The organism is Glycomyces sp. NPDC046736 (genome assembly GCF_040645615.1).
Classification (GTDB): Bacteria; Actinomycetota; Actinomycetes; order Mycobacteriales; family Micromonosporaceae; genus Glycomyces.
Genome location: NZ_JBEYYO010000007.1, coordinates 132,693 through 151,398, shown reverse-complemented (window position 1 = coordinate 151,398; position 18,706 = coordinate 132,693). Strand labels below are relative to the sequence as shown.

The 18,706-nt window shown below is 69.8% G+C and carries 18 protein-coding genes; 11 read left to right on the top strand and 7 right to left on the bottom strand.

Annotated features, from left to right (window positions below; translation table 11 throughout):
• Positions 1-41: 41 nt before the first annotated feature.
• Positions 42-1,751, bottom strand: a complete 1,710-nt coding sequence (locus AB0B28_RS09730; protein WP_360119086.1) for a DEAD/DEAH box helicase — start codon at positions 1,749-1,751, stop codon at positions 42-44.
• A 95-nt stretch (positions 1,752-1,846) separates the two neighbouring features.
• Complete coding sequence (dtd, locus tag AB0B28_RS09725; RefSeq protein WP_360119084.1) at positions 1,847-2,269, bottom strand: D-aminoacyl-tRNA deacylase; 423 nt, start codon at positions 2,267-2,269, stop codon at positions 1,847-1,849.
• 71 nt (positions 2,270-2,340) lie between these two features.
• On the opposite strand from dtd, the gene AB0B28_RS09720 reads away from it, so the two are divergent.
• From AB0B28_RS09720 to AB0B28_RS09700, 5 genes are all read left to right on the top strand, one after another.
• Positions 2,341-2,667 carry a DUF3099 domain-containing protein gene (locus tag AB0B28_RS09720; RefSeq protein ID WP_360119082.1) on the top strand — a complete coding sequence of 109 codons (327 nt, stop codon included), beginning with the start codon at positions 2,341-2,343 and terminating at the stop codon, positions 2,665-2,667.
• 114 nt (positions 2,668-2,781) lie between these two features.
• Complete coding sequence (locus AB0B28_RS09715) at positions 2,782-3,003, top strand: DUF3039 domain-containing protein (protein WP_360119157.1); 222 nt, start codon at positions 2,782-2,784, stop codon at positions 3,001-3,003.
• Between the two features lie 68 nt (positions 3,004-3,071).
• Positions 3,072-3,710 carry a TRIC cation channel family protein gene (locus AB0B28_RS09710; RefSeq protein ID WP_360119080.1) on the top strand — a complete coding sequence of 213 codons (639 nt, stop codon included), beginning with the start codon at positions 3,072-3,074 and terminating at the stop codon, positions 3,708-3,710.
• Positions 3,711-3,854: 144 nt separating this feature from the next.
• A complete protein-coding gene (locus AB0B28_RS09705) occupies positions 3,855-4,823 on the top strand; it encodes a sigma-70 family RNA polymerase sigma factor (protein WP_360119079.1) in 969 nt (322 codons plus the stop codon).
• 96 nt (positions 4,824-4,919) lie between these two features.
• Positions 4,920-5,606 (top strand): iron dependent repressor, metal binding and dimerization domain protein, encoded by a 687-nt coding sequence (locus AB0B28_RS09700; RefSeq protein ID WP_360119077.1) that lies wholly within the window; start codon positions 4,920-4,922, stop codon positions 5,604-5,606.
• A gap of 504 nt (positions 5,607-6,110) precedes the next feature.
• Here the strand turns inward: AB0B28_RS09700 and AB0B28_RS09695 are convergent.
• The 3 genes from AB0B28_RS09695 to AB0B28_RS09685 are packed head-to-tail and all read right to left on the bottom strand — an operon-like array spanning position 6,111 to position 7,960.
• On the bottom strand, positions 6,111-6,713 hold the full coding sequence (locus tag AB0B28_RS09695; RefSeq protein ID WP_360119075.1) for a hypothetical protein: 603 nt from the start codon (positions 6,711-6,713) through the stop codon (positions 6,111-6,113).
• Complete coding sequence (locus AB0B28_RS09690; protein ID WP_360119073.1) at positions 6,710-7,495, bottom strand: sulfurtransferase; 786 nt, start codon at positions 7,493-7,495, stop codon at positions 6,710-6,712. The genes AB0B28_RS09695 and AB0B28_RS09690 overlap by 4 nt, the downstream gene beginning before the upstream one ends.
• A 9-nt stretch (positions 7,496-7,504) precedes the next feature.
• Positions 7,505-7,960, bottom strand: coding sequence for a deaminase (locus AB0B28_RS09685; protein WP_360119071.1), 456 nt, complete (start codon positions 7,958-7,960; stop codon positions 7,505-7,507).
• A 213-nt stretch (positions 7,961-8,173) separates the two neighbouring features.
• Here AB0B28_RS09685 and AB0B28_RS09680 point away from each other — a divergent pair, with 213 nt between their 5' ends.
• The 5 genes from AB0B28_RS09680 to AB0B28_RS09660 are packed head-to-tail and all read left to right on the top strand — an operon-like array spanning position 8,174 to position 15,137.
• Positions 8,174-9,514: a hypothetical protein gene (locus AB0B28_RS09680; RefSeq protein ID WP_360119069.1), complete on the top strand. Its 1,341-nt coding sequence runs from the start codon at positions 8,174-8,176 to the stop codon at positions 9,512-9,514.
• Positions 9,511-10,485, top strand: coding sequence for a glutamate ABC transporter substrate-binding protein (locus AB0B28_RS09675; RefSeq protein WP_360119067.1), 975 nt, complete (start codon positions 9,511-9,513; stop codon positions 10,483-10,485). The genes AB0B28_RS09680 and AB0B28_RS09675 overlap by 4 nt, the downstream gene beginning before the upstream one ends.
• Positions 10,486-10,494: 9 nt before the next feature.
• A complete protein-coding gene (locus AB0B28_RS09670) occupies positions 10,495-12,855 on the top strand; it encodes a tetratricopeptide repeat protein (protein ID WP_360119065.1) in 2,361 nt (786 codons plus the stop codon).
• A 12-nt stretch (positions 12,856-12,867) separates the two neighbouring features.
• Positions 12,868-13,935 carry a PP2C family serine/threonine-protein phosphatase gene (locus AB0B28_RS09665; protein WP_360119063.1) on the top strand — a complete coding sequence of 356 codons (1,068 nt, stop codon included), beginning with the start codon at positions 12,868-12,870 and terminating at the stop codon, positions 13,933-13,935.
• Positions 13,932-15,137 (top strand): FHA domain-containing protein, encoded by a 1,206-nt coding sequence (locus AB0B28_RS09660; RefSeq protein WP_360119061.1) that lies wholly within the window; start codon positions 13,932-13,934, stop codon positions 15,135-15,137. Before AB0B28_RS09665 ends, AB0B28_RS09660 begins: the two co-directional genes overlap by 4 nt.
• A gap of 51 nt (positions 15,138-15,188) precedes the next feature.
• Here AB0B28_RS09660 and AB0B28_RS09655 read toward each other — a convergent pair whose 3' ends face one another.
• Positions 15,189-16,085 carry an alpha/beta fold hydrolase gene (locus tag AB0B28_RS09655; RefSeq protein ID WP_360119059.1) on the bottom strand — a complete coding sequence of 299 codons (897 nt, stop codon included), beginning with the start codon at positions 16,083-16,085 and terminating at the stop codon, positions 15,189-15,191.
• Positions 16,086-16,102: 17 nt separating this feature from the next.
• Positions 16,103-16,690: a TetR/AcrR family transcriptional regulator gene (locus AB0B28_RS09650; protein ID WP_360119057.1), complete on the bottom strand. Its 588-nt coding sequence runs from the start codon at positions 16,688-16,690 to the stop codon at positions 16,103-16,105.
• A 367-nt stretch (positions 16,691-17,057) separates the two neighbouring features.
• Here AB0B28_RS09650 and AB0B28_RS09645 point away from each other — a divergent pair, with 367 nt between their 5' ends.
• A complete protein-coding gene (locus AB0B28_RS09645; protein WP_360119055.1) occupies positions 17,058-18,512 on the top strand; it encodes a DUF222 domain-containing protein in 1,455 nt (484 codons plus the stop codon).
• Positions 18,513-18,706: the final 194 nt, after the last annotated feature.

Sequence of the window (18,706 nt, the reverse complement as noted above, 5' to 3'; positions counted from 1 at the left end):
GCGGCGCCGCCGCTACTCGCGGAGCACCGCGAGCGTGCCGTTCACCACGAGCGGATCGCCGCTATCCGCTCTTCGAGCTGCTCGATCGTGGCCTGCGCGCTCGGCGGGCCTCCGCAGGTCGAGCGGAGTTTGGCGTGGATCTTGCCGTGCGGCTCGTTCGTGGCGAAGGAGCGGGCGCCTACCAATGCGTTCAGCTGCTTGCGGAGCTTCAATCGCTTCTGCGCGTTCGTCATCGGCGGTTCGGTCTGCGGGCGGTCCTCGGTGCGGGTGGCGCTCTTCTGCTTCGCCATCTGGTCCCTCTGGCGCTTCTGGAGCAGCAGGTGGACCTGTTCCTGCGTCAGCAGGCCCGGCAGGCCCAGGTACTCCTGCTCCTCGGCGCTGCCGGCCTCGACCGGGAGGCCGAACGAGCCGCCGTCGAAGATCACCTGGTCGAGTTCCGCGCTCGATTCGAGGGTCTCGCGGGAGCCGCCGAGTTCGGTGCCCTCGTCGAGGACCCGCTGCGCCTGCTGGAGCAACAGCTCGGGGTCGGCGTCCTCGGCCGACTTCGGCTTGATCACGTGGTCCCTGTCGGCCTCCAGGTTCTCCGCGAGGCTCAAGAGCGGGATCACGCTCGGCAGGAACACCGAGGCGGTCTCGCCGGGCCTGCGCGAGCGCACGAACCGGCCGATCGCCTGCGCGAAGTACAAGGGCGTCTGCGCGTTCGTGGCGTACACGCCCACGGCCAGGCGCGGGATGTCCACGCCTTCGGAGACCATGCGCACGGCCACCAACCACTCGTCGTTCGAGTCGGCGAACTTCGCGATCCGGTCGGAGGAGCCGCCGTCGTCGGAGAGCACGATCGTGGCGCTCTTGCCGGTGACGCGCTTGAGGATGCCCGCGTAGGAGCGCGCGCTGTTCTGGTCGGAGGCGATGATGAGGCCGCCCGCGTCCGGCATGCCCGCGGCCCGCAGCGAGCTCAGGCGGCGGTCGGCCGCGCGGATGACCTGCTTGATCCACTCGCCTTCGGGGTCGAGCGCGGTGCGCCAGGCCTGGCTGGTGAGATCCTTGGTGAGCGGTTGGCCCAGGCGCACGGCCAGCTCGTCCCCCGCGCTGGTGCGCCACTTCGCCTGGCCCGAATAGGCCATGAACATGACCGGGCGCACCACGCCGTCGGCCAGCGCGTCCCGGTAGCCGTAGAGGGAGTCGGCGCGTGAGCGCTTGGCGCCTTCGGCGTCCTCGTCGTATTCGACGAAGGGGATGGGGTTGTCGTCGGAGCGGAACGGGGTGCCGGTGAGGCACAGGCGCCGTTCGGCCTCGTCGAACGCGGTCTGTACGCCTTCGCCCCAGGTGCGGGCGTCGCCGGCGTGGTGGACCTCGTCGAGGATGACGAAGGTGCGGCGGGCGAGGGTGCGGCGGCGGTGGACGGCGGGGTCGGCGCCGATCTGGGCGTAGGTGAGGACCACGCCGTGGTAGTCGGCCGCGCTGTGGACGTCGGAGTTGCGGAAGGCCGGGTCGAGTTGGATGCCGAAGCGGGCGGCCGCTGCGGCCCATTGGGTCTTGAGGTGCTCGGTGGGGCAGACGACGGTGACGGTGTCGACGGTGCCGTCTGCGAGGAGGTCGTAGGCGATGCGCAGGGCGAACGTGGTCTTGCCCGCGCCGGGCGTGGCGACTGCGAGGAAGTCGCGCGATTGTCCCCGGTGGTAGGCGACCATTGCCTTGCGCTGCCAGACCCGAAGCGAGGGAAGCGTTTCGGGTGGGGCGGCCGGGATCATCTGGTCTCCTATCGGACGGCGACGGACCGGTTGATTTTAGGCCGTGCACCGCTCGCGGGTGCCTCGTTGCCGGTCGTGAATTGGGATGGTCACGTTCACCGTTCGAGGAGGATCGTGTTGGGGCCGACGTTGACGCTGCGGACCTCCATCATGGCCCCGAACTTCCCGGTCTCGACGTGCGCGCCGAGGCCGCGGAGGTGGACGGCGACCGCGTCGACGAGGGGTTCGGCGACCGGTCCGGGGGCGGCGGCGTTCCAGGAGGGGCGGCGGCCTTTGCGCGTGTCGGCGTAGAGGGTGAACTGGCTCACTAGGAGTACGGCGGCGTCGAGGTCGGAGGCGGAGCGTTCATCGCGCATGATCCTCAGGTTCCAGATCTTCTCGGCGATCCAGCGGACTTCGTCGTCTCCATCCGTGTGGGTGACGCCCAGGAGCACCAGGAGGCCTTCGCCGATCGCGCCGACGCTCGCGCCCTCGACGGTGACTTCGGCTTCGCTGACGGTCTGGATCACGGCTCGCATGTGGCGTCTCCTCGCTCGGTGTGCCCTGAGGCTCTCATGGCCCCTTCGGGGCGCGGGCGTAGGCTCGAAGGGTGGGACGGCGCGAGAAGACGACGGTCATCACCGATGCGAGCCTTTCTCTGGAAGAGGAGCGGCGCTTTCGGACCATCAGGTATGTCCTGATGATGTCGATCCGCGGCGCCCTGGTGATCGTGTGCGGGATCCTGGTGATGAACGACGTCCCGTATCTGCTGCTGTGGCTCGCGATCGGCGTGGTCGGCATGGCGGCGCTGCCGTGGTTGGCGGTCCTGCTGGCCAACGACCGGGTGGTGCGCCGCCAGGGCGGTTCGTTCTTCCACCGCCAGCGCAAGGCCCCGGTGTTGGAGACGCCGACGAGGCCGATGATCGATTCGGAGTGAGCGGCCCGGTCGTGGCAAGATTGAGGTCTCTTGCCCGCGGATGAGGAGTGAGTAGACGTGAGCGATCTTCCCGAGACCGGCAGTCCGAACGGTCCCGGTTCGAACGGTTCGACCATGCTCGAAGAGCAGACCCAGACCGTCCCGAACTACACCTACGAAGAGGGTGACGAGGACCGCTTCTCGCACTATGTGCCCAAGGAGAAGCTGATGGCCGCGATGGTCGACGGCATCCCGGTGAAGGCGCTGTGCGGGAAGATGTGGGTGCCCACGAGGGACCCCGACCGCTTCCCGATCTGTCCGCAGTGCAAAGAGATCTTCGCGAAGATGAAGGGCTGAGGGCAAGTAGGCTCTCACCTTCGTCCGGACCGGACGTGTGATCTGGCTCTGCCTGCTATAACGCTCGGGTGGAGCCTTCTTCCTTCGAGTTCGACCCCGACGCGGTGAGCCTGGTCGCCGAGTTGGTCGGCACGGCCGTGTTCGCCGCGTCCGGGGCCAGCGCCGCGGTCGGCAAGCGCCTGGACCTGTTCGGCGTGGTCGTCATCGGCGTGATCTGCGCGCTCGGCGGCGGCGCGATCCGCGACCTGCTCATCGACGCGAAGCCCTTGGTGCTCACCGACTGGCGCTACCCGCTGGCGGCGGTGGTCGCGGCTTTGGTGGTGTTCCGGTTCCACCCGGCGTTGTCGCGGATGCGGTTGACGATGCTGGTGCTGGACGCGGCGGGCCTGGCGCTGTTCACGGTGATCGGGACGCTCAAGGGGCTCGAATTCGGGTTCGCGGTCTACGCGGCTTGCATCGTGGGAGTACTCTCCGGAATCGGCGGGGGCATCGTGCGCGACGTCCTGGTCCAGGAGATCCCGGCGGTGCTGCGGGAGGACTTCTACGCGATGGCCGCGGTGATCGGCGCGGTGATCGTGGGCGTGGGGGCCCGGTGGGAGTCCCAGATCGGGCATTGGACGCTGATGCTCAGCGCGATCGCGGTGATCTTCGTCGTACGGATGGTGGCCATCAGGTATCGCTGGGAGGCCCCCAAGCCGAAATTCTGACTGTGTCTCCCGACTTCGTGCCACCCTTCGGCCTGGGGGATCGCAAAGCCTGGAAATCGCTGCAAGCTGGTACCCCGACGCCCGGGGCCCAGCCGGGGCGGGTGCGGTGTCACCGCACCGGGGAATGCAGCGAAAGGCGATTCGATGGCACCTGTCGACAGCATCCGTCAGCGTCCGGCTCAGCGACCGGCGCAGCGCGCGACCGAGTACTCCGGCGACCCGGTTCGCGCCTATCTCAACGGCATCGGCAAACACCGGCTGCTCACCGCCTCCGAGGAGGTCGAGTGCGCCAAGGCCATCGAGGCCGGCCTGATGGCCGGGTGCCGCATCACCGAGGTCACCGACCCCGACTTCCGCTCCGACCTGGCGCGCGTCGCGGCCGAGGGCCGGGCCGCCAAGCAGCGGATGCTCGAATCGAACCTGCGCCTGGTCGTCAGCGTCGCCAAGCGCTACTCCGGGGCCGGGATGAGCCTGCTGGACCTGATCCAGGAAGGGAACCTCGGCCTGATCCGCGCGGTGGAGAAGTTCGACTACCAGAAGGGCTACAAGTTCTCCACGTACGCCACCTGGTGGATCCGCCAGGCGATCAACCGGGCGGTCACCGACCAGTCCCGCACGATCCGCGTCCCCGCGCACACCGTCGACCAGATCAAGCGCATGAACCGGGTCCGCCAGGACCTCATGGCCGAACTGGGCCGCGAGCCGCGCTACGAGGAGATCGCCGCCGAGCTGGACGTGACCCCCGGCAAGGTGCTGGAGCTCATGTCCTACGACCGCGAGCCGGTGAGCCTGGACCAGACGGTCGGCGAGGACGACTCGACCGCGCTGGGCGACCTGGTCGCGCACCTGCCCCGCGAGCGGGGAGGCGACGACGCGGTGTCGTACGCACTGCTGCGCCGCCACATCGCCGGCGTGCTGGCCTCGCTGCCCGAGCGGGAACAAACCGTGCTCAGGCTGCGTTTCGGGATCGACGACGGTCGCCAGCGCACCCTCGAGGAGGTGTCGGCCGATTTCGGGCTCTCGCGCGAGCGGGTGCGCCAGATCGAGAAGAACGCGCTGCACCGTCTCCGCCAGCCCGACTACGCGGGAAGGCTCGCCGATTACGTGGCCTGACAGGCCATATACCATTGGTGCAGACAGGGGGTCTGGCGGCTACTCGACCCACCCCGCTCGGTGCCCTGCGGGCGGACATAGTGAAGGAACGAAGCTGTGACAACGGACCTCGTCGACACCACTGAGATGTACCTGCGCACCATCCTCGAACTCGAAGAGGAGGGCGTCCCGGCGCTGCGCGCCCGGATCGCCGAACGGCTCGAGCAGAGCGGGCCGACGGTCTCGCAGACCGTGGGCCGCATGCAGCGCCACGGCCTGCTCAACGTCAAGAGCGACCGCCACCTGGAACTGACCGAGGAGGGCCGGCGTCAGGCCGTGGCCGTGATGCGCAAGCACCGGCTGGCCGAGCGGCTCCTGGTCGACGTCATCGGGATGTCCTACACCGAGGCCCACGAAGAGGCCTGCAAGTGGGAGCACGTGATGAGCGACACGGTCGAGAAGCGGGTGTACGAGCTGCTGGAGCACCCCACCCGCTCCCCCTACGGCAACACGATCCCCGGGCTGCGCGAGCTGGACTCCTCGGCCGAGGTCGACGGCCGCGACGCCGACGAGCGGCCCATGAGCGTGGTCTCCCCCGGCGCGAAGGTGCGCGTGACGCGCCTGTGCGAGTCGGCCCAGACCCACCCCGAACTGCTCGCCTCCCTCCACGAGGCCGGCGTCGACCCCGGCGCCGAAGTCGCGATCGACCGCGTCGAAGGCGAAGTCGCCGTGACCGCCGGCGGCCCCACGGTCCGCCTCTCGATCGACGACGCGGCAAAGATCTTCGCGGTCCCGGCGGAGTAACCGAAGCTGAACGATGGCGCGTCGCCCGAGGGCGGCGCGCCATCGCGCGTGCAGCGGCCCGGAAGCGCCGCACCGCCGATGTCGTACCCGTGCGAGAGCATTGATTTCGGGGGCGCTCGGATTCCGCCACGCCCGACCGCGGGGTACGCGACTGCGCCGACGATGTCGCACCCGCCGGGGATCGTGGAAACCGGGGGCGGCGGCGAACCCGACTCCGTCTCGCATTTCCGCTCCGCCCGCCCACCTCGTCGCTCCTGACCCATTGGGCCACAACGATTGACACGCGGCGCTGTCGTGTCTTGACCGGGGGCGTACTGGGTAGTAGGCTGTCGAAAACGTGCAAACGTTTCCAATATTGCCGCAAGCATGCGCTGTGGCATGGAACACGCCACACGTCGCGAACTTCACTCCGCACCTGAGCGCCCTCCCCGCACCCCGGTGGGGAGGGCGCTCACTAAAGCGAAACGCCCCCGCACCTGCCGGTGCGGGGGCGTCTGCGTTCGATCAGGCGGCGTAGCTCTCGGCGATGCCGACCGCGAGGTCGGCGAAGCCCTGGACGAGGTCGGTGACCAGGGCCGGGTCGGTGTCGACAGGGGTCGTGTAGCGCATCTCGAAGATCGTGCCGTCGTCGTACCAGCCCATCTCCAGGGCCGGGCCCGCGCCGGTGTCCTCGGTGTGGACGCTCCAGTACGCGGCCTCGCCGAGCCCGGAGACCTCGTTGGCGTTGTCGCTCAGCTCGTCCTCGTAGATCTCCACCTCGGCCTCGGTGCCGATGATGAACAGCGTCAGGTCCGGGTAGGCGGCCTCGCCGGTCTGCACGGCGCACGTGAGCTGGGCGGGGACCTCCTCCTCGCCCTCGGCCTCGCCGGGGCCGCCGGACGCGAAGCGGAAGACCTCGCCGGTGACGGAGTTGAGCAGGTCCGAGTCGATGAACGGGCAGGCCCCCTCGGCCTCGGCCAGGTCGAGCTCGACCGGCTCGTTCGGTTCGGCGGCCTCGCTGGACTCGTTCGCGGCCGAGTCGACCGGTTCCTCGCCGGGGTCGCCGCCGTCGGAGCAGGCGGCCAGCGCCAGCAGCATGACGGCGGGTGCGATCAGGAGACGTTTCATGATTCCTCCCCCGTGGCGACTTCGCGGCCGCGGGCGACCCAGTCGCTCCAGGACCCGATGTACAGCGGCGGTGTGGGCATTCCGGCTTCGGTGACCGCCAGGGCGGTGCGGGCCGCGCCGACGCCCGAGCCGCAGTAGAACGCGGCGTCGGGGTGGGCGGCGTAGCGTTCGCGCAGGCCAGCGGTGTCGGCGAGGTCGTCCTCGCCGAGGAAGAGGTTGACCGCGCCGGGGATGTGCCCGGCGACGGGGTCGACCGGTTCGTTCTCGCCGCGGTAGCGCTCGGGGGCGCGCACGTCGACCAGTTCGCGCTCCTCGGCCCAGGCGGCGGCGTCCTCGGCGTCGAGCACGGGCAGGGCCCCGGGCCGGACGGTGACGGTGCCCGGTTTCGGTTGGGGCGCTTGGGTTTCGAGCGGGAGTCCGGCGGCGGTCCAGGCGTTCAGGCCGCCTTGGAGGACCTGGACGTCCTCGATCCCGGCCCATCGGAGCGTCCACCAGGTGCGGGCCGCGGCCATGCCATCGCCATCGTCGTAGACCACGACGTGCGAGTCGTCGTCGATGCCGGCGGCGCGCAGGACGGCCTGAAGGGGTTCGGGGTCGGGGAGGGGGTGGCGTCCGCCGACGGCGCCCACCGGCCCGCAGACGTCGCGGTCGAAGTCGAGCCACACCGCGCCGGGCAGGTGCCCGGCGGCGTAGTCGGATTCCCTCGACGGCCCGCCGAGGGTCCAGCGGACGTCGAGCCGGACCGCTCCGGCCGCTTCGGCGGCCTCGATCAGTGGCCTCATGGTCCCAGGCTATAGGAGGTGGGCGTTGGGGCGTTCGGCCGCCGCCGCGAATTCGGGCATCACGTCTACAACCACGTCGTTCTCCCGCAGGAAGGCGTCGCCGCCGGGGGCGGCCACGAAGTTCTGCGGCTCGGCGAGGGCGTAGACGACGCGGGAGACGCCGGCCTCGGCGAGGAGGCGGGCGCAGGGCGCGGGGCGGGAGGCGCGGCGCCCGCACGGTTCCATCGAGGAGTAGGCGGTGGCCCCGCGCGCGGCGGGCCCGGCGTGTCGCAGCGCGACCTCTTCGGCGTGGTCGGCGGGGTCCTCGGCGCGCGACCAGCCTTCGCCGACCATGCGCCCGTTCGCGACGACGACGGCCCCGACGCTGAAGGCGGTCTCGGAGGGCGGGCAGCGTTCGGCCAGCTCCACGGCGCGAGCCATCCAGAATTCGTCGTCCTCAATGGAGGTTCGTTCGGCGTTCGGCACGGCCCCACGGTACCGCCTCGCAATCGCCTCGGAAAGGCGCGCGACGGTCGACACCGTCCGTTGCCACGGGCCGATACCATGTGGGAGTCCCCCGACACTCCGGCCACGGTGACGTGCGCGCAGCGGTCGATCAGGTCCCGCCCGGCGGCGCCGACGCGCGAGACGAACCTTTGCGAGGTGCAGTAGTTGTCCGTCCAGTCCCCTCCAGCTCCGATGCAGGCGCCGTCCGAGGCGCCCGCGGGCCCTCCGGCGACCGGCGCCTCACCGGGGCGGCGATTCGACCGCGCCGTGGCCGCGCTGCGGTACACGCCCGGGCAGCTACGAGGCCTCCTCGCGATCCTGACAGTGCTGGTGCTCGGCGCGGGGATCACCGGCATGACCTCGATCCTGGCCAAATCCGCCGTCATCGAAGAGACCACCAGCCAGTCCGGCCGCCTCTCGGTGGCCGCGCTCCAGCTCTACCAGGCGCTCTCGCAGGCCGACGCGACCGCGGCCTCGTCCTACCTCACCGGTGGCACGCCCACCAAGGAGATGAACGAGGCCTACCGGTCCTCGCTGCGCGACGCCACCGTCGCTCTCGCCACGGCCGCCGGTGAGGTCAAGAGCGGCGACGACGCCAAGCTCGTGGCCGAACTGAACGCGCACCTGCCGGTCTACACCGGCCTGGTCGAGACCGCCAAGGCGTTCAACCGCCTCGGTGAACCGGTCGGCGCGACCTACCAGGAGCAGGCCTCCACGCTCATGCGCGAGGCGATGCTCCCTCGGGCGCACGAACTCCAGGAGAACGCGCTCGGGCAGCTGGCCGAGTCCCGCGCGGGCGCCGAGGCGTTCCCGTGGGCCGCCGCCGCGCTGGTGGCCGCCGCGCTCGGGACGCTCGTGTGGGCGCAGATATGGCTCTCGCGCAAGACCAACCGCGTGTTCAACCTCGGGCTCGTGGGGGCCACGGTCGTGCTCGTGGTGTTCGCCGGGTGGCTCACCATGGCCGCCATAGCGTCCGCGGGGCACACCACCAAGTCCCACGAGGAGGGCGCGCAGCCGCTGGAGCTGCTCGCGCAGGCCGAGATCACCGCGCAGCTCGCGCGCGCCGAGGAGTCGCTGCTGCTCATCGCGCGCGGCGACGAACCAGGTGCGGCCAAACGCTACGAAGAGCACATCCAAGAGCTCGTCGGCCCCGGCGGGCTCCTCGACCAGCTCGACGAGTCCTTCGGCGACGACCCCGAACTGGCCCCCTCGGTCGAGGCGGCCCGCGCCGCCGCCGAGACCTGGAACGCCGGGCACGACTCCGTCGTCCAGACCGCCGCCGAAGGCGACTACCTCGGCGCCGTGGCCGAGGCCGTCGGCGACCACGAGGACAGCCTCGCAACCTCGTTCGGCGCCCTCAACGAAGCGCTCACCGAGGCGACCAAGACCAGCGCCGACCGGTTCGCCGAATCGACCGTCGACGCCCAGCAGGCGCTCACCGGCGCCGCCGCGGGGCTCGCCGGACTGGCCCTCGCGGCCCTCGTCGGCATCGCGATCGGCATCCAGTTGCGAGTGGCGGAGTACTACGCATGAACCAGCACCCCTACCGAACCCGCCTCGCCGCCGCCTGCGCGGCCGCCACCGGGCTGCTCCTGGCCGCCTGTACCAGCCCCTCCAGCATGGAGCCACCGCAGGTGGACGTGCCCACGCCGCTGCCGGCCGGGATCGTGTTCGACGCCGACGTCACCGCCTCGGTCCCCGACGACTCGTGCGACCCGCTCAGCTCCTACAGCCCCGGGACCGTCACCGCCGAGCAGGCCAGGGCCACCCTCGACAACCCCGACGTGGTCTCGATCGGCGTCAGCCAGTCCACCAACCTCATGGGCTACGCAGACCCCGTCACCAACAAGCTCACCGGCTTCGACATCGACATCGCCACCGCCGTCGTGCAGGCGCTCATGGGCGACGCGACCAAGGTCAAATGGGTGCCCATGACCTCCGGCGAGCGTGAAAGCGCGCTCAACGAGGACCGCGTCGACATGGTCGTGCGCACCATGTCCATCACCTGCGACCGGTGGGAGAAGATCGAGTTCTCCACCGAGTACTACAAGGCCGGGCAGCGGCTCCTGGTCACCAAGGACGCCGGGATCGAGAGCGTCACCGACCTCACCGCCGACCACCACGTGTGCACCGGCGAGACCTCCACCTCCGGCGGCAACATCGCCGCCGTCAACGACCAGGTCAAACAGGTCACCGTGCCCGACTTCAACGACTGCCTGGTGCTCCTCCAGCAAGGCACCGTTGACGCGATCTCCACCGACGACACCATCCTCGCCGGGATGGCCGCGCAAGACCCCACCCTCGTCATCGTCGGCGAGACCTTCTCCGTCGAGTCCTACGGGATCGGGTTCCAGAAGGACAACACCGACCTCGCCAGGTTCGTCAACGGCGCCCTCGAGGACATCGCCGCCGGACCGACCTGGCAGGCCGCCTACGACGAATGGCTCAAAGTCCCGCTCGGCGGCGCCGAAGCCGCGGACCGAACCGTCCAGTACCGGGATTAAGGGAGCCCCATGAGCGACCAGCAGCCGCCCGAACACACCCAGCGGTACCTCCCCGGCCAAGGCCAGCAGCCCGCCGCCAGCGAGGAGAGCGACACCCTCCGCGTGCGCAAGCGCCTCAACACGCCCCCCGCCGTGCCGCCCCAACCCGGGTTCTCACCACCCGTGCCCGGGCCCCCCGGCACCAACCCGCCGCCGCTCGCCGCCTACCCCTACTCGCAGCAGGTCGCGCCCGCCGCCGCCGTGCCCTCGCCGCCGCCCGCCCCCCACCGGGCCCCCGCCGCGCCGCTCCCTCAGCCGATCACCGGCCCCGTCACCAGGTCCACCACCACCAGCGCCCGCCAGAGAGGCGGCCTGTCCGACATGCCGCCGATCCCCCCGCGCGACCCCGCCGAAGCGGTCATGGAAAACCCGCAGGTGCCCGAGCACAAGCGGTTCTGCTCCTCGTGCGGCAAGGCCGTGGGGCGCCCGCAGGCCGGGCGCGGCGGCCGCGTCGAAGGGTTCTGCCCCTACTGCCGGGCCAGGTACTGGTTCACGCCCGCGCTCCAGCCCGACGACCTCCTCTCCGACCGGTACGAGGTCCTCGGCGCCATCGCACACGGCGGGCTGGGGTGGATCTACCTCGCCAACGACAAGAACTTCGCCGACGACCTCACCCAGCGGTGGGTCGTCATCAAAGGCCTGATCAACACCTCCGACGAGGACGCGATCGAAGCGGCCATCAACGAGCGGCGCTTCCTGGTCGGCATCGACCACCCCAACGTCGTCGACATCCACGACTTCGTCACCGCCGCCGACCCGCGCTCGGGGCAGCTCCAGTCCTACATCGTCATGGAATACATCGCCGGGAAGTCCCTGCGCGACATCCGCGACGCCGTCGACGACCAGGGCGAACGCCACGCGCTCTCGCTGGAGCAGGTCCTGACCTACACCGCCGAGCTCCTCCCCGCGTTCTCCTACCTGCACGACCGCGGCCTGCTGTTCTGCGACTTCAAGCCCGACAACGTGATCCACGTCGAGACCTGGCTCAAGCTCATCGACCTCGGGGCCGTCAGGCACGTCGAGGACATGGAGTCGGCGATCTACGGCACCCCCGGGTACTCCGTGCCCAACGACGAGATCATCTCGGTCGGGCCGTCGGTGACCTCCGACCTGTACACGATCGGCCGCTCCATGGCCGTGCTCGCGCTCGACTTCAAGGGCTTCACCAGCACCTACCGCGACAAGCTCCCGCCGGTCGCCGAGGCCCCCCAGTTCGCCGAGTTCGGGTCCTTCCACCGGCTCCTCATGCGCGCGACCCACCTCGACCCGCGCTCGCGGTTCCAGGACGCCGACGAGATGCGCACCCAAGTGCGCGGCGTGCTCCACGAGGTCCAGTCGGTGCAGAAGGGCGAGCCGAAGTCCGAGCCGTCCACGCTGTTCACCGGCGAGCAGGCCGTGTTCGGCGAACCGGACGTCGAATACGACATCCACGCCGCGGGCAGCCCGTTCGACATCGCGCACGCGCTGCCGACGCCCATGATCGACCTCTCCGATCCGATGGCCGCGTTCCTGGCGACCCTCCAGGCCACCGACGCCGGCGGCATCCTCGCCGAGCTCAACTCCGCGCCCAGGCAGAGCCCCGAAGTGCAGATGCGCCGCGTCCAGACCCTGGTCAACGCCGGGGACCTCCACCAGGCCGCCGCCGCGCTCGACCAGTTCGCGCAGCGCGAGGGCAACACGTGGCAGGTCACGTGGATGCGGGCCCTCATCTCGCTGCTGGCGGGCGACTTCCACACCGCCGCGGCGCACTTCGACGCGGTCTACTCGCACCTCCCCGGAGAGTTCGCGCCCCGGCTCGCGCTCGCCGCGTGCGCCGAACTCGCGGGGCGCCGCGACCTCGCGCTGCCGCACTACACGCGGATCTGGACCTGCGACCACCGGTTCGTCTCCGCCGCGTACGGGCGGGCGCGCCTGCTCGACCTCGAAGGCAACTCCACCGACGCGATCTCCACCCTCCACCAGGTCCCCAAGACCTCCGCGCAGTACGGGATCGCGCAGACCGCGGCCATCCAGACCGCCCTGCACTCGCGCACCTCGCCGCCGTCGCTGCTGGACATGCACCACATGGCCGGGCGCCTCGACGAGCTCAAACTCGAACCGCGGCGCAGGCACCTGGTGTCCACCCGGATCCTCCACCTCGCGCTGGAGACCGTGCAGCGCACCGGGCCCGCCCACGAACCGCGCGTCTTCGGGGCGCAGCCCGAGGAGCGAGAACTGCGATTCGCGCTGGAGCGGGCCTATAGGGACCTCGCCCACGCCTGCACCCGCAGAGAGGACCAGGTGTACTACTTCGACCTGGCCAACCGCCACCGCCCCCGCACGATGCTGTAGCGAAGGAGCCACATGCAGCCCTCACCGACCATGGGAGCCGCGAAGCGGTGCACCGCATGCGGACTCGCCGCCGACCTCGGCCGCTACTGCGAGGACTGCGGCGGCGACCTCGAAGAGTTCGCCGTCCAGGCCGAAGCGGCCGCGTGGCTGTCCTCGGCCGCCGCCGAGGAGAACCCGAACCACCCCGGCGGCTCCGACGACCACACGTCGTTCCTGCTGCCGGGCATCGGCGCGGCCACCGACGTGGGGCACCGGCACCACTACAACCAGGACTCGATCGCGATCGCGCTGGCCGACGACGGGCGCAAGATCGCCGTGGTCTGCGACGGCGTCTCGGGCGCGTCGGACTCCGAGCGGGCTTCACTCGCAGGGGTGGAGGCGGCCGTCACAGAGATCCGCGCCGCTCTCGGCGAGGGCCTCTCGGCCGAGGACGCGTCCCGGCGCGGCGTGGCCGCGGCGCACTCGGCGGTCGCCGCGGTGGGCAAGCAGTACCCGAACTCGCCGCCGTCCTCGACGTTCGTGTCGGTGGTCGTCGAGGGGAACCAGGCGATCCTGTGCTGGGTGGGCGACTCGCGGGCGTACTGGGCCGGGGAGAAGGAGGCGAGATGCCTCACGGTGGACGACACGATCCAGGCCCGCCTGGAGTATCAGGGCGTGGCACCCGACGACGAGCGGTACAAGAATCCGTACGCGAAAGCCCTGCTCGCGTGGCTCGGCGCGGACGCCCCGACGCTCAATCCGAACCTCCTCCGCGTCGATCTGGGAGGCGGGCATGTCGTAGTGTGCAGCGATGGCCTGTCGCGTTACTTCAATGACGATGGCGACCTTCTGCCACTGCCGGAGGGCGGCGTTGGCGACAAGGCGGTAGCGTTGACACGACAAGCGCTCGCCAACGGCGGGCATGACAACATCAGTGTCGCGGTGGTGGAACTCGAATCCCCCGGTTCGGTCCAGGTCGACGAACGCGCTCGCGAGAGCGCCGACCAGGACGCTCCGGTCCAGGGTGACGAGACCGCCCCGCTGCTCGGTGTCGTCAGCGAGGCCGAGTACACCCAAATGCTTGGAGGGGGACGACCTTGACCTACCAGCCGACCTACGGCGGTGCCCCACAGCCGGGCGGGTACCAGTGCGCGTGCGGAGCGTTTCCGCAGGCACAGTTCTGCGAGCAGTGCGGAACGCCCAACCCGGCGTGGCAGCAAGGCCAGCCCCCGCAGTCGCCGGCCTTCGGGCAGGGCTACGCCCCGAACGACCCGTACGGGCAGCCGCAGCAGGACCCTTACGGGGGCCAGCAGCAGGGGTACGGCCAAGATCCCTATGGCCAGCCGCAGCAGCAGGACCCGTACGGGCAGCAGCAGCCCCAGCAGGGCTATGGACAGGATCCTTACGGGCAGTCGCAGCCGCAGGACCCTTACGGGCAGCAGCCCCAGCAGGGTTACGGGCAGGACCCCTACGGGCAGTCACAGCCGCAGCAGGGCTACGGCCAGGACCCTTACGGCCAGCCGCAACAGCAGGACCCGTACGGGCAGTCGCAGCCGCAGGACCCTTACGGGCAGCAGCCCCAGCAGGGGTATGGGCAAGACCCCTACGGGCAGTCACAGCCGCAGCAGGGCTACGGCCAGGACCCTTACGGGCAGCCGCAACAGCAGGACCCGTACGGGCAGCCTCAGGGCGGCGGCTACGGGCAGGACCCGTACGCGCAGCAGGCCTACGGGGCCGCGCCGACCTCGGCTCCGCCCGGACCGCCTCCGGGTGTGCCGGCCGCGCCGTTCGGCGCTCCGACGTCCGCGCCGCCTTCGGCTTCGCCGACCGGCGGGTTCTCGATGCCGGACGCGCAGCCGAGCGACCTGGCTTCGAACTACGCCCCTCCCGGGCAGTCGGCGACCCGCTGGGGCGTCGCGGTCACCGCGGACCAGGGGTACTTCAACAAGGTCGCGGCCTCGGACGGGGCCTCGCAGCTCCAGTACCCGTCGTTCGCGAAGCCGCGCCGCTTCCCGCTCGACAAGGGCGAGCTGACGATCGGCCGCTACAGCGCCAAGCGCGGCGTCACCCCGGACATCGACTTGTCGGGCGACGTGGCCGACCCTGGTGTGAGCGCGCAGCACGCGCGGCTGTACGCCAAGCCGGACGGGTCGTGGACGATCATGGACGTCGGTTCCTCGAACGGGACGTTCCTCAACGGTTCCGACGAGCCGCTGGCGCCGAACGTGGAGGTCCCGGTCGGCGATGGGACCTACATCAACATCGGTGCGTGGACTCGTTTGACGATCCACTACGAAGGTTAAGAAGCGCTGAGCAGCGGGGGCCGGATCTTTCGATCCGGCCCCCGCTTCGTCTTACCGTCCTTGGTTGAAGAACTGCGTGATGCGGCTGTTGACGGCCGAGTTGGCGAGGACCTTGCGGTGGCCCAGGCCGGTGGTGGCCATGAGGTCGCTGCCCGGCCAGGCGGCGGCGAGCCCCTCGCCGTGGCGGAACGGGTTGGGGCGGTCGCCGCGGTCGTGGACGATGAGGGCCTCGGCGTTGACGTCGAGGCCGTTGAGGGAGAAGTCCTCGAGTTTGATGCCGGCCTTGGCTTCGCCGAGGGGCACGAGGCGCTTGAGCATGCGGGGGCCGACCGGGACGATCGCGCCGATGGTGTCGGCGAAGCCCTCGACGCCGCCGATGAACGGGGCGAGCATGGCCAGGCGCAGCTCGTCGAGGTCGACGCCGTTCATGGTCAGGCCGTGGAGGGAGGAAATGCAGCCCATGGAGTGGGCGACCACGCCGTAGGGGGTGCCGAACTTCTCGGCGACCTTGGACATGGCTTCGATGAGGTGGAGGCCGTTGGAGTGGCGGTCGCCCCAGGGGCCGGGGCCTGAGTTGCCGTGGCTCGGGGAGTCGAAGGCGACCACGCGGTAACCGGCGGCCACGAGGTTCGCGGAGATGAACTTGAAGTCGCCGGTGGAGCCGCCCCAGCCGTGGACGAGGTAGACGAGGGGCCCTTCGCCCCAGTCGTAGCCCCACACGTTGGTCCCGAGGCATTCGAGCTCGAACACGGTGGACCCGGCGGGGGCGTCGCCGCGCAGGCGCTTGTCGGGGCCGCCGGGGAGGCGGAACCAGAGCTCGCACAGGAGCTTGGCGGCGGGGCCGGGCGCGATGTGCTCGGCGGCGGCGAACCCGGTGCGCACGTACCAAGGGGCACGAACGGTCGTGCTTTTCTTCTTCACGACGGGGGCCTGGGAGTTGGCGGCCATGAGTGTTGCCTTCCTGGTCAGAGGCTGGTGGCGTGACTGTCGATCAGCCGGTTGAACGCCGTCCAAGTTCGTTCGGAGGCGTCGGGATAGGAGAGGATGCGGCTCATCCAGTTGTAGGACAGGAGGATGCCGAAGACCTCTTGGGCGACTTGGAAGACGTCGGTGTCTTCGTCGAGCTCCCCCGCCTCGACCGCGGTGGTGGCGATGCGGGCGAGGGAGTCGATCATCTGCCGCTGCTCAGCGACCATGAGGTCGTGCAACGGCCCCGGAAGATCATCGAACTCGGCGGCGGCGGCGAGGAACAGGCACCCGCCGGGACGCGAGTACCAGGCCATCCAGTGCTCCATGAGCGCCTGAAGGCGGGTGACACCGCGCGGCTTGGCGAGCGCGGGCCGGAAGACCTCGTCCCGGAACTGCTCGGAATTGCGCTCCATGCAGGCGAGCTGGAGCGCTTCTTTGGACTTGAAGTGCGCGTAGAGGCCTGATTTCGACATGTCGGCGGCGGCGGCGAGCGAGCCGATGGTGAGACCGGACAGGCCGCTGTACCGGGCCATCCTGACGGCTACGTCGAGGATGGCTTGGCGGGTGAGTTCTCCTTTGCGCACTCCTGAAAAATAGCACGGTCGTGCTGGAAAGTCGACGGGGATTTGGAGGGACGGTGGGGGTTGGGGTTCGGGCGGCGGCGGCGGAGGGGTGGGGGCGCTGACTGGGTTGGTTCGCGGGGTGCGGGTGGGACTTGGTCGGGGTTCAGGCGGCAGCGACGAAGAGGTGGGAGGTTGGGTGGGGTGTGTCGGCGGGCCTTCGGCCTCTGCTGCGTTGGCGGCGGATTCGTTGCGGGCGTTGGGGGTTGGCACAAACATGAGGACTCTCTACCCACTTCGGTGATGACACCAGCCTTCCCCCCGAGGCATCATTGACATATCGAACAGTTAGTCAAATTAAGTGCAATAGTTCGCCTTAGGGAGGTGGCACATGGCACCGCAGATCGAGTCCCTGCTCTCCGAATTGACGGCCCTCGCCCGCCACTCCCGCAAGCTCGAAGCCGCTGCCCTCAGGGCCACCATCGCCTACACCTCAGCCGGTCTCCACAAGTCCCGTGACGGCTTCTCGGGCATCCGGGACTGGATCTGCGAGTCCTTCAGCTTCCATCGCACGGTCGCGGGCGACATCGCCTCAGTGGCTCGTCTGGCCCCGAAGTTCAAGGCCCTCACTGAGGCCGCCCTCTCGGGCTCAGCTCAGCTTGAGGCGGTCGCCTATGCTTCCCGCCGCCTTGAGCGCGAAGGCATGGCCGTGTACGCGAGAGTGCCCTTCGCAGATGGTCCCGTGGAGTCGCCCTTCACCCCGGGCGAGACCTGCGCTTCCCCGGAGGAACTGATCCGGGAGTACTGCATCCACGCTCCCTTCGCAGAAGTGCGCGACCACCTCGACACGATCATCGCGAACCTGCTCGACGACAAGGCGCTCCTGGACGACCTCAGCCAGCAGTCCCTGGCCTGGCTCGAAGTGAACCAGCGCCCGGACGGCATGTGGGACATCGACGGTCGCCTCACCGCAGACACAGGGGCCCTCTTCGCGAACCTGCTCCGCACAGCGGTCCCGCCGCCGCGCCAGGACGAAGCCGACGAAGACGGCGTCCTTCCCGCCGCCTCGAACCGCAACGCTGAGGCCCTGCACCAAATGCTGACCTCCTACGGGGTCGACGCGAGGGCCCCGAAGCGCCACGGCCACACAGCGACCCTGACGCTTACCGCTGACGTAGAGGTCCTGCGAAACCAGATCGACCTGAGCACTGCCCCGGAGCGCACGCCCCGCCTGGAGGGCAAGCCCGTCGCAGTGTCCAAGGCCCGTCACCTCGCCTGCGAAGCCGGTGTCATCCCGGCGGTCTTCGACTACGACAAGGGCGAAGTCCTCGAACTGGGCCGAGAAGAACGGCTCCCCAACACGGCCCTCCGCCGCAAGCTCGAACTGGAACAGAACGGCTGCGCCTGGTCCGGCTGCACCAGCCCGGTCTCCTGGACCGAGGCACACCACGTAGAACACTGGATCGACGGCGGAAAGACGAACGCCGAGAATCTGATCCTCCTCTGCCGCTTCCACCACGGCAGGATCCACACCGCCCAATGGGAAGTGTCGAAACTCAGCCCAGGCAAAGCAAAGATCACTCACACCCCATCGGGAACCCTCGACTCCGAATGGGCAGAAGACAAAGGAAGCTCAGACTTCGCCACCGGCCTAACACCCGCAGAGTTCTCCCCTGCCTTCAAATCCGAACTCAACTCCCTGGCAGCAGAGAACGCCTGGCGAAAAGCCTTCGCATCAAAAGCCAAGACCCGCAAAAGGTTCACCATCGACCAACCCGATCCCCCGCCGCAAAGCCCAAAGCTCCCCACCCAACAAACCGAATCCCTCAGCCCGATCCCCTTCTAAGGGACCGGGCCAAACCCCCTGCCCGCCGCACCTCGCCGCAAACACCGCCCCACCCTCACCCCGCCGTCGCTGCCGCCCGAACCCCAACCCCGGACTCCCCGAGACCCGCCGACAACCCCAACCCGCCCTCACCTCGTCGTCGCCGCCGCCCAAACCCCAACCCCGGCCTCCCCGAGACCCGCCGACAACCCCAA

Excerpts from the sequence above, each read along its gene's own strand:
- AB0B28_RS09705 (WP_360119079.1), top strand. The coding sequence starts at position 3,855 with ATGGCACCTGTCGACAGCATCCGTCAGCGTCCGGCTCAGCGACCGGCG.
- AB0B28_RS09675 (WP_360119067.1), top strand. The coding sequence starts at position 9,511 with ATGAACCAGCACCCCTACCGAACCCGCCTCGCCGCCGCCTGCGCGGCC.
- AB0B28_RS09645 (WP_360119055.1), top strand. The coding sequence starts at position 17,058 with ATGGCACCGCAGATCGAGTCCCTGCTCTCCGAATTGACGGCCCTCGCC.
- AB0B28_RS09730 (WP_360119086.1), bottom strand. The coding sequence starts at position 1,751 with ATGATCCCGGCCGCCCCACCCGAAACGCTTCCCTCGCTTCGGGTCTGG.
- AB0B28_RS09655 (WP_360119059.1), bottom strand. The coding sequence starts at position 16,085 with ATGGCCGCCAACTCCCAGGCCCCCGTCGTGAAGAAGAAAAGCACGACC.
- AB0B28_RS09670 (WP_360119065.1), top strand. The coding sequence starts at position 10,495 with ATGAGCGACCAGCAGCCGCCCGAACACACCCAGCGGTACCTCCCCGGC.
- dtd (WP_360119084.1), bottom strand. The coding sequence starts at position 2,269 with ATGCGAGCCGTGATCCAGACCGTCAGCGAAGCCGAAGTCACCGTCGAG.
- AB0B28_RS09690 (WP_360119073.1), bottom strand. The coding sequence starts at position 7,495 with ATGAGGCCACTGATCGAGGCCGCCGAAGCGGCCGGAGCGGTCCGGCTC.
- AB0B28_RS09665 (WP_360119063.1), top strand. The coding sequence starts at position 12,868 with ATGCAGCCCTCACCGACCATGGGAGCCGCGAAGCGGTGCACCGCATGC.
- AB0B28_RS09695 (WP_360119075.1), bottom strand. The coding sequence starts at position 6,713 with ATGAAACGTCTCCTGATCGCACCCGCCGTCATGCTGCTGGCGCTGGCC.
- AB0B28_RS09680 (WP_360119069.1), top strand. The coding sequence starts at position 8,174 with ATGCAGGCGCCGTCCGAGGCGCCCGCGGGCCCTCCGGCGACCGGCGCC.
- AB0B28_RS09715 (WP_360119157.1), top strand. The coding sequence starts at position 2,782 with ATGCTCGAAGAGCAGACCCAGACCGTCCCGAACTACACCTACGAAGAG.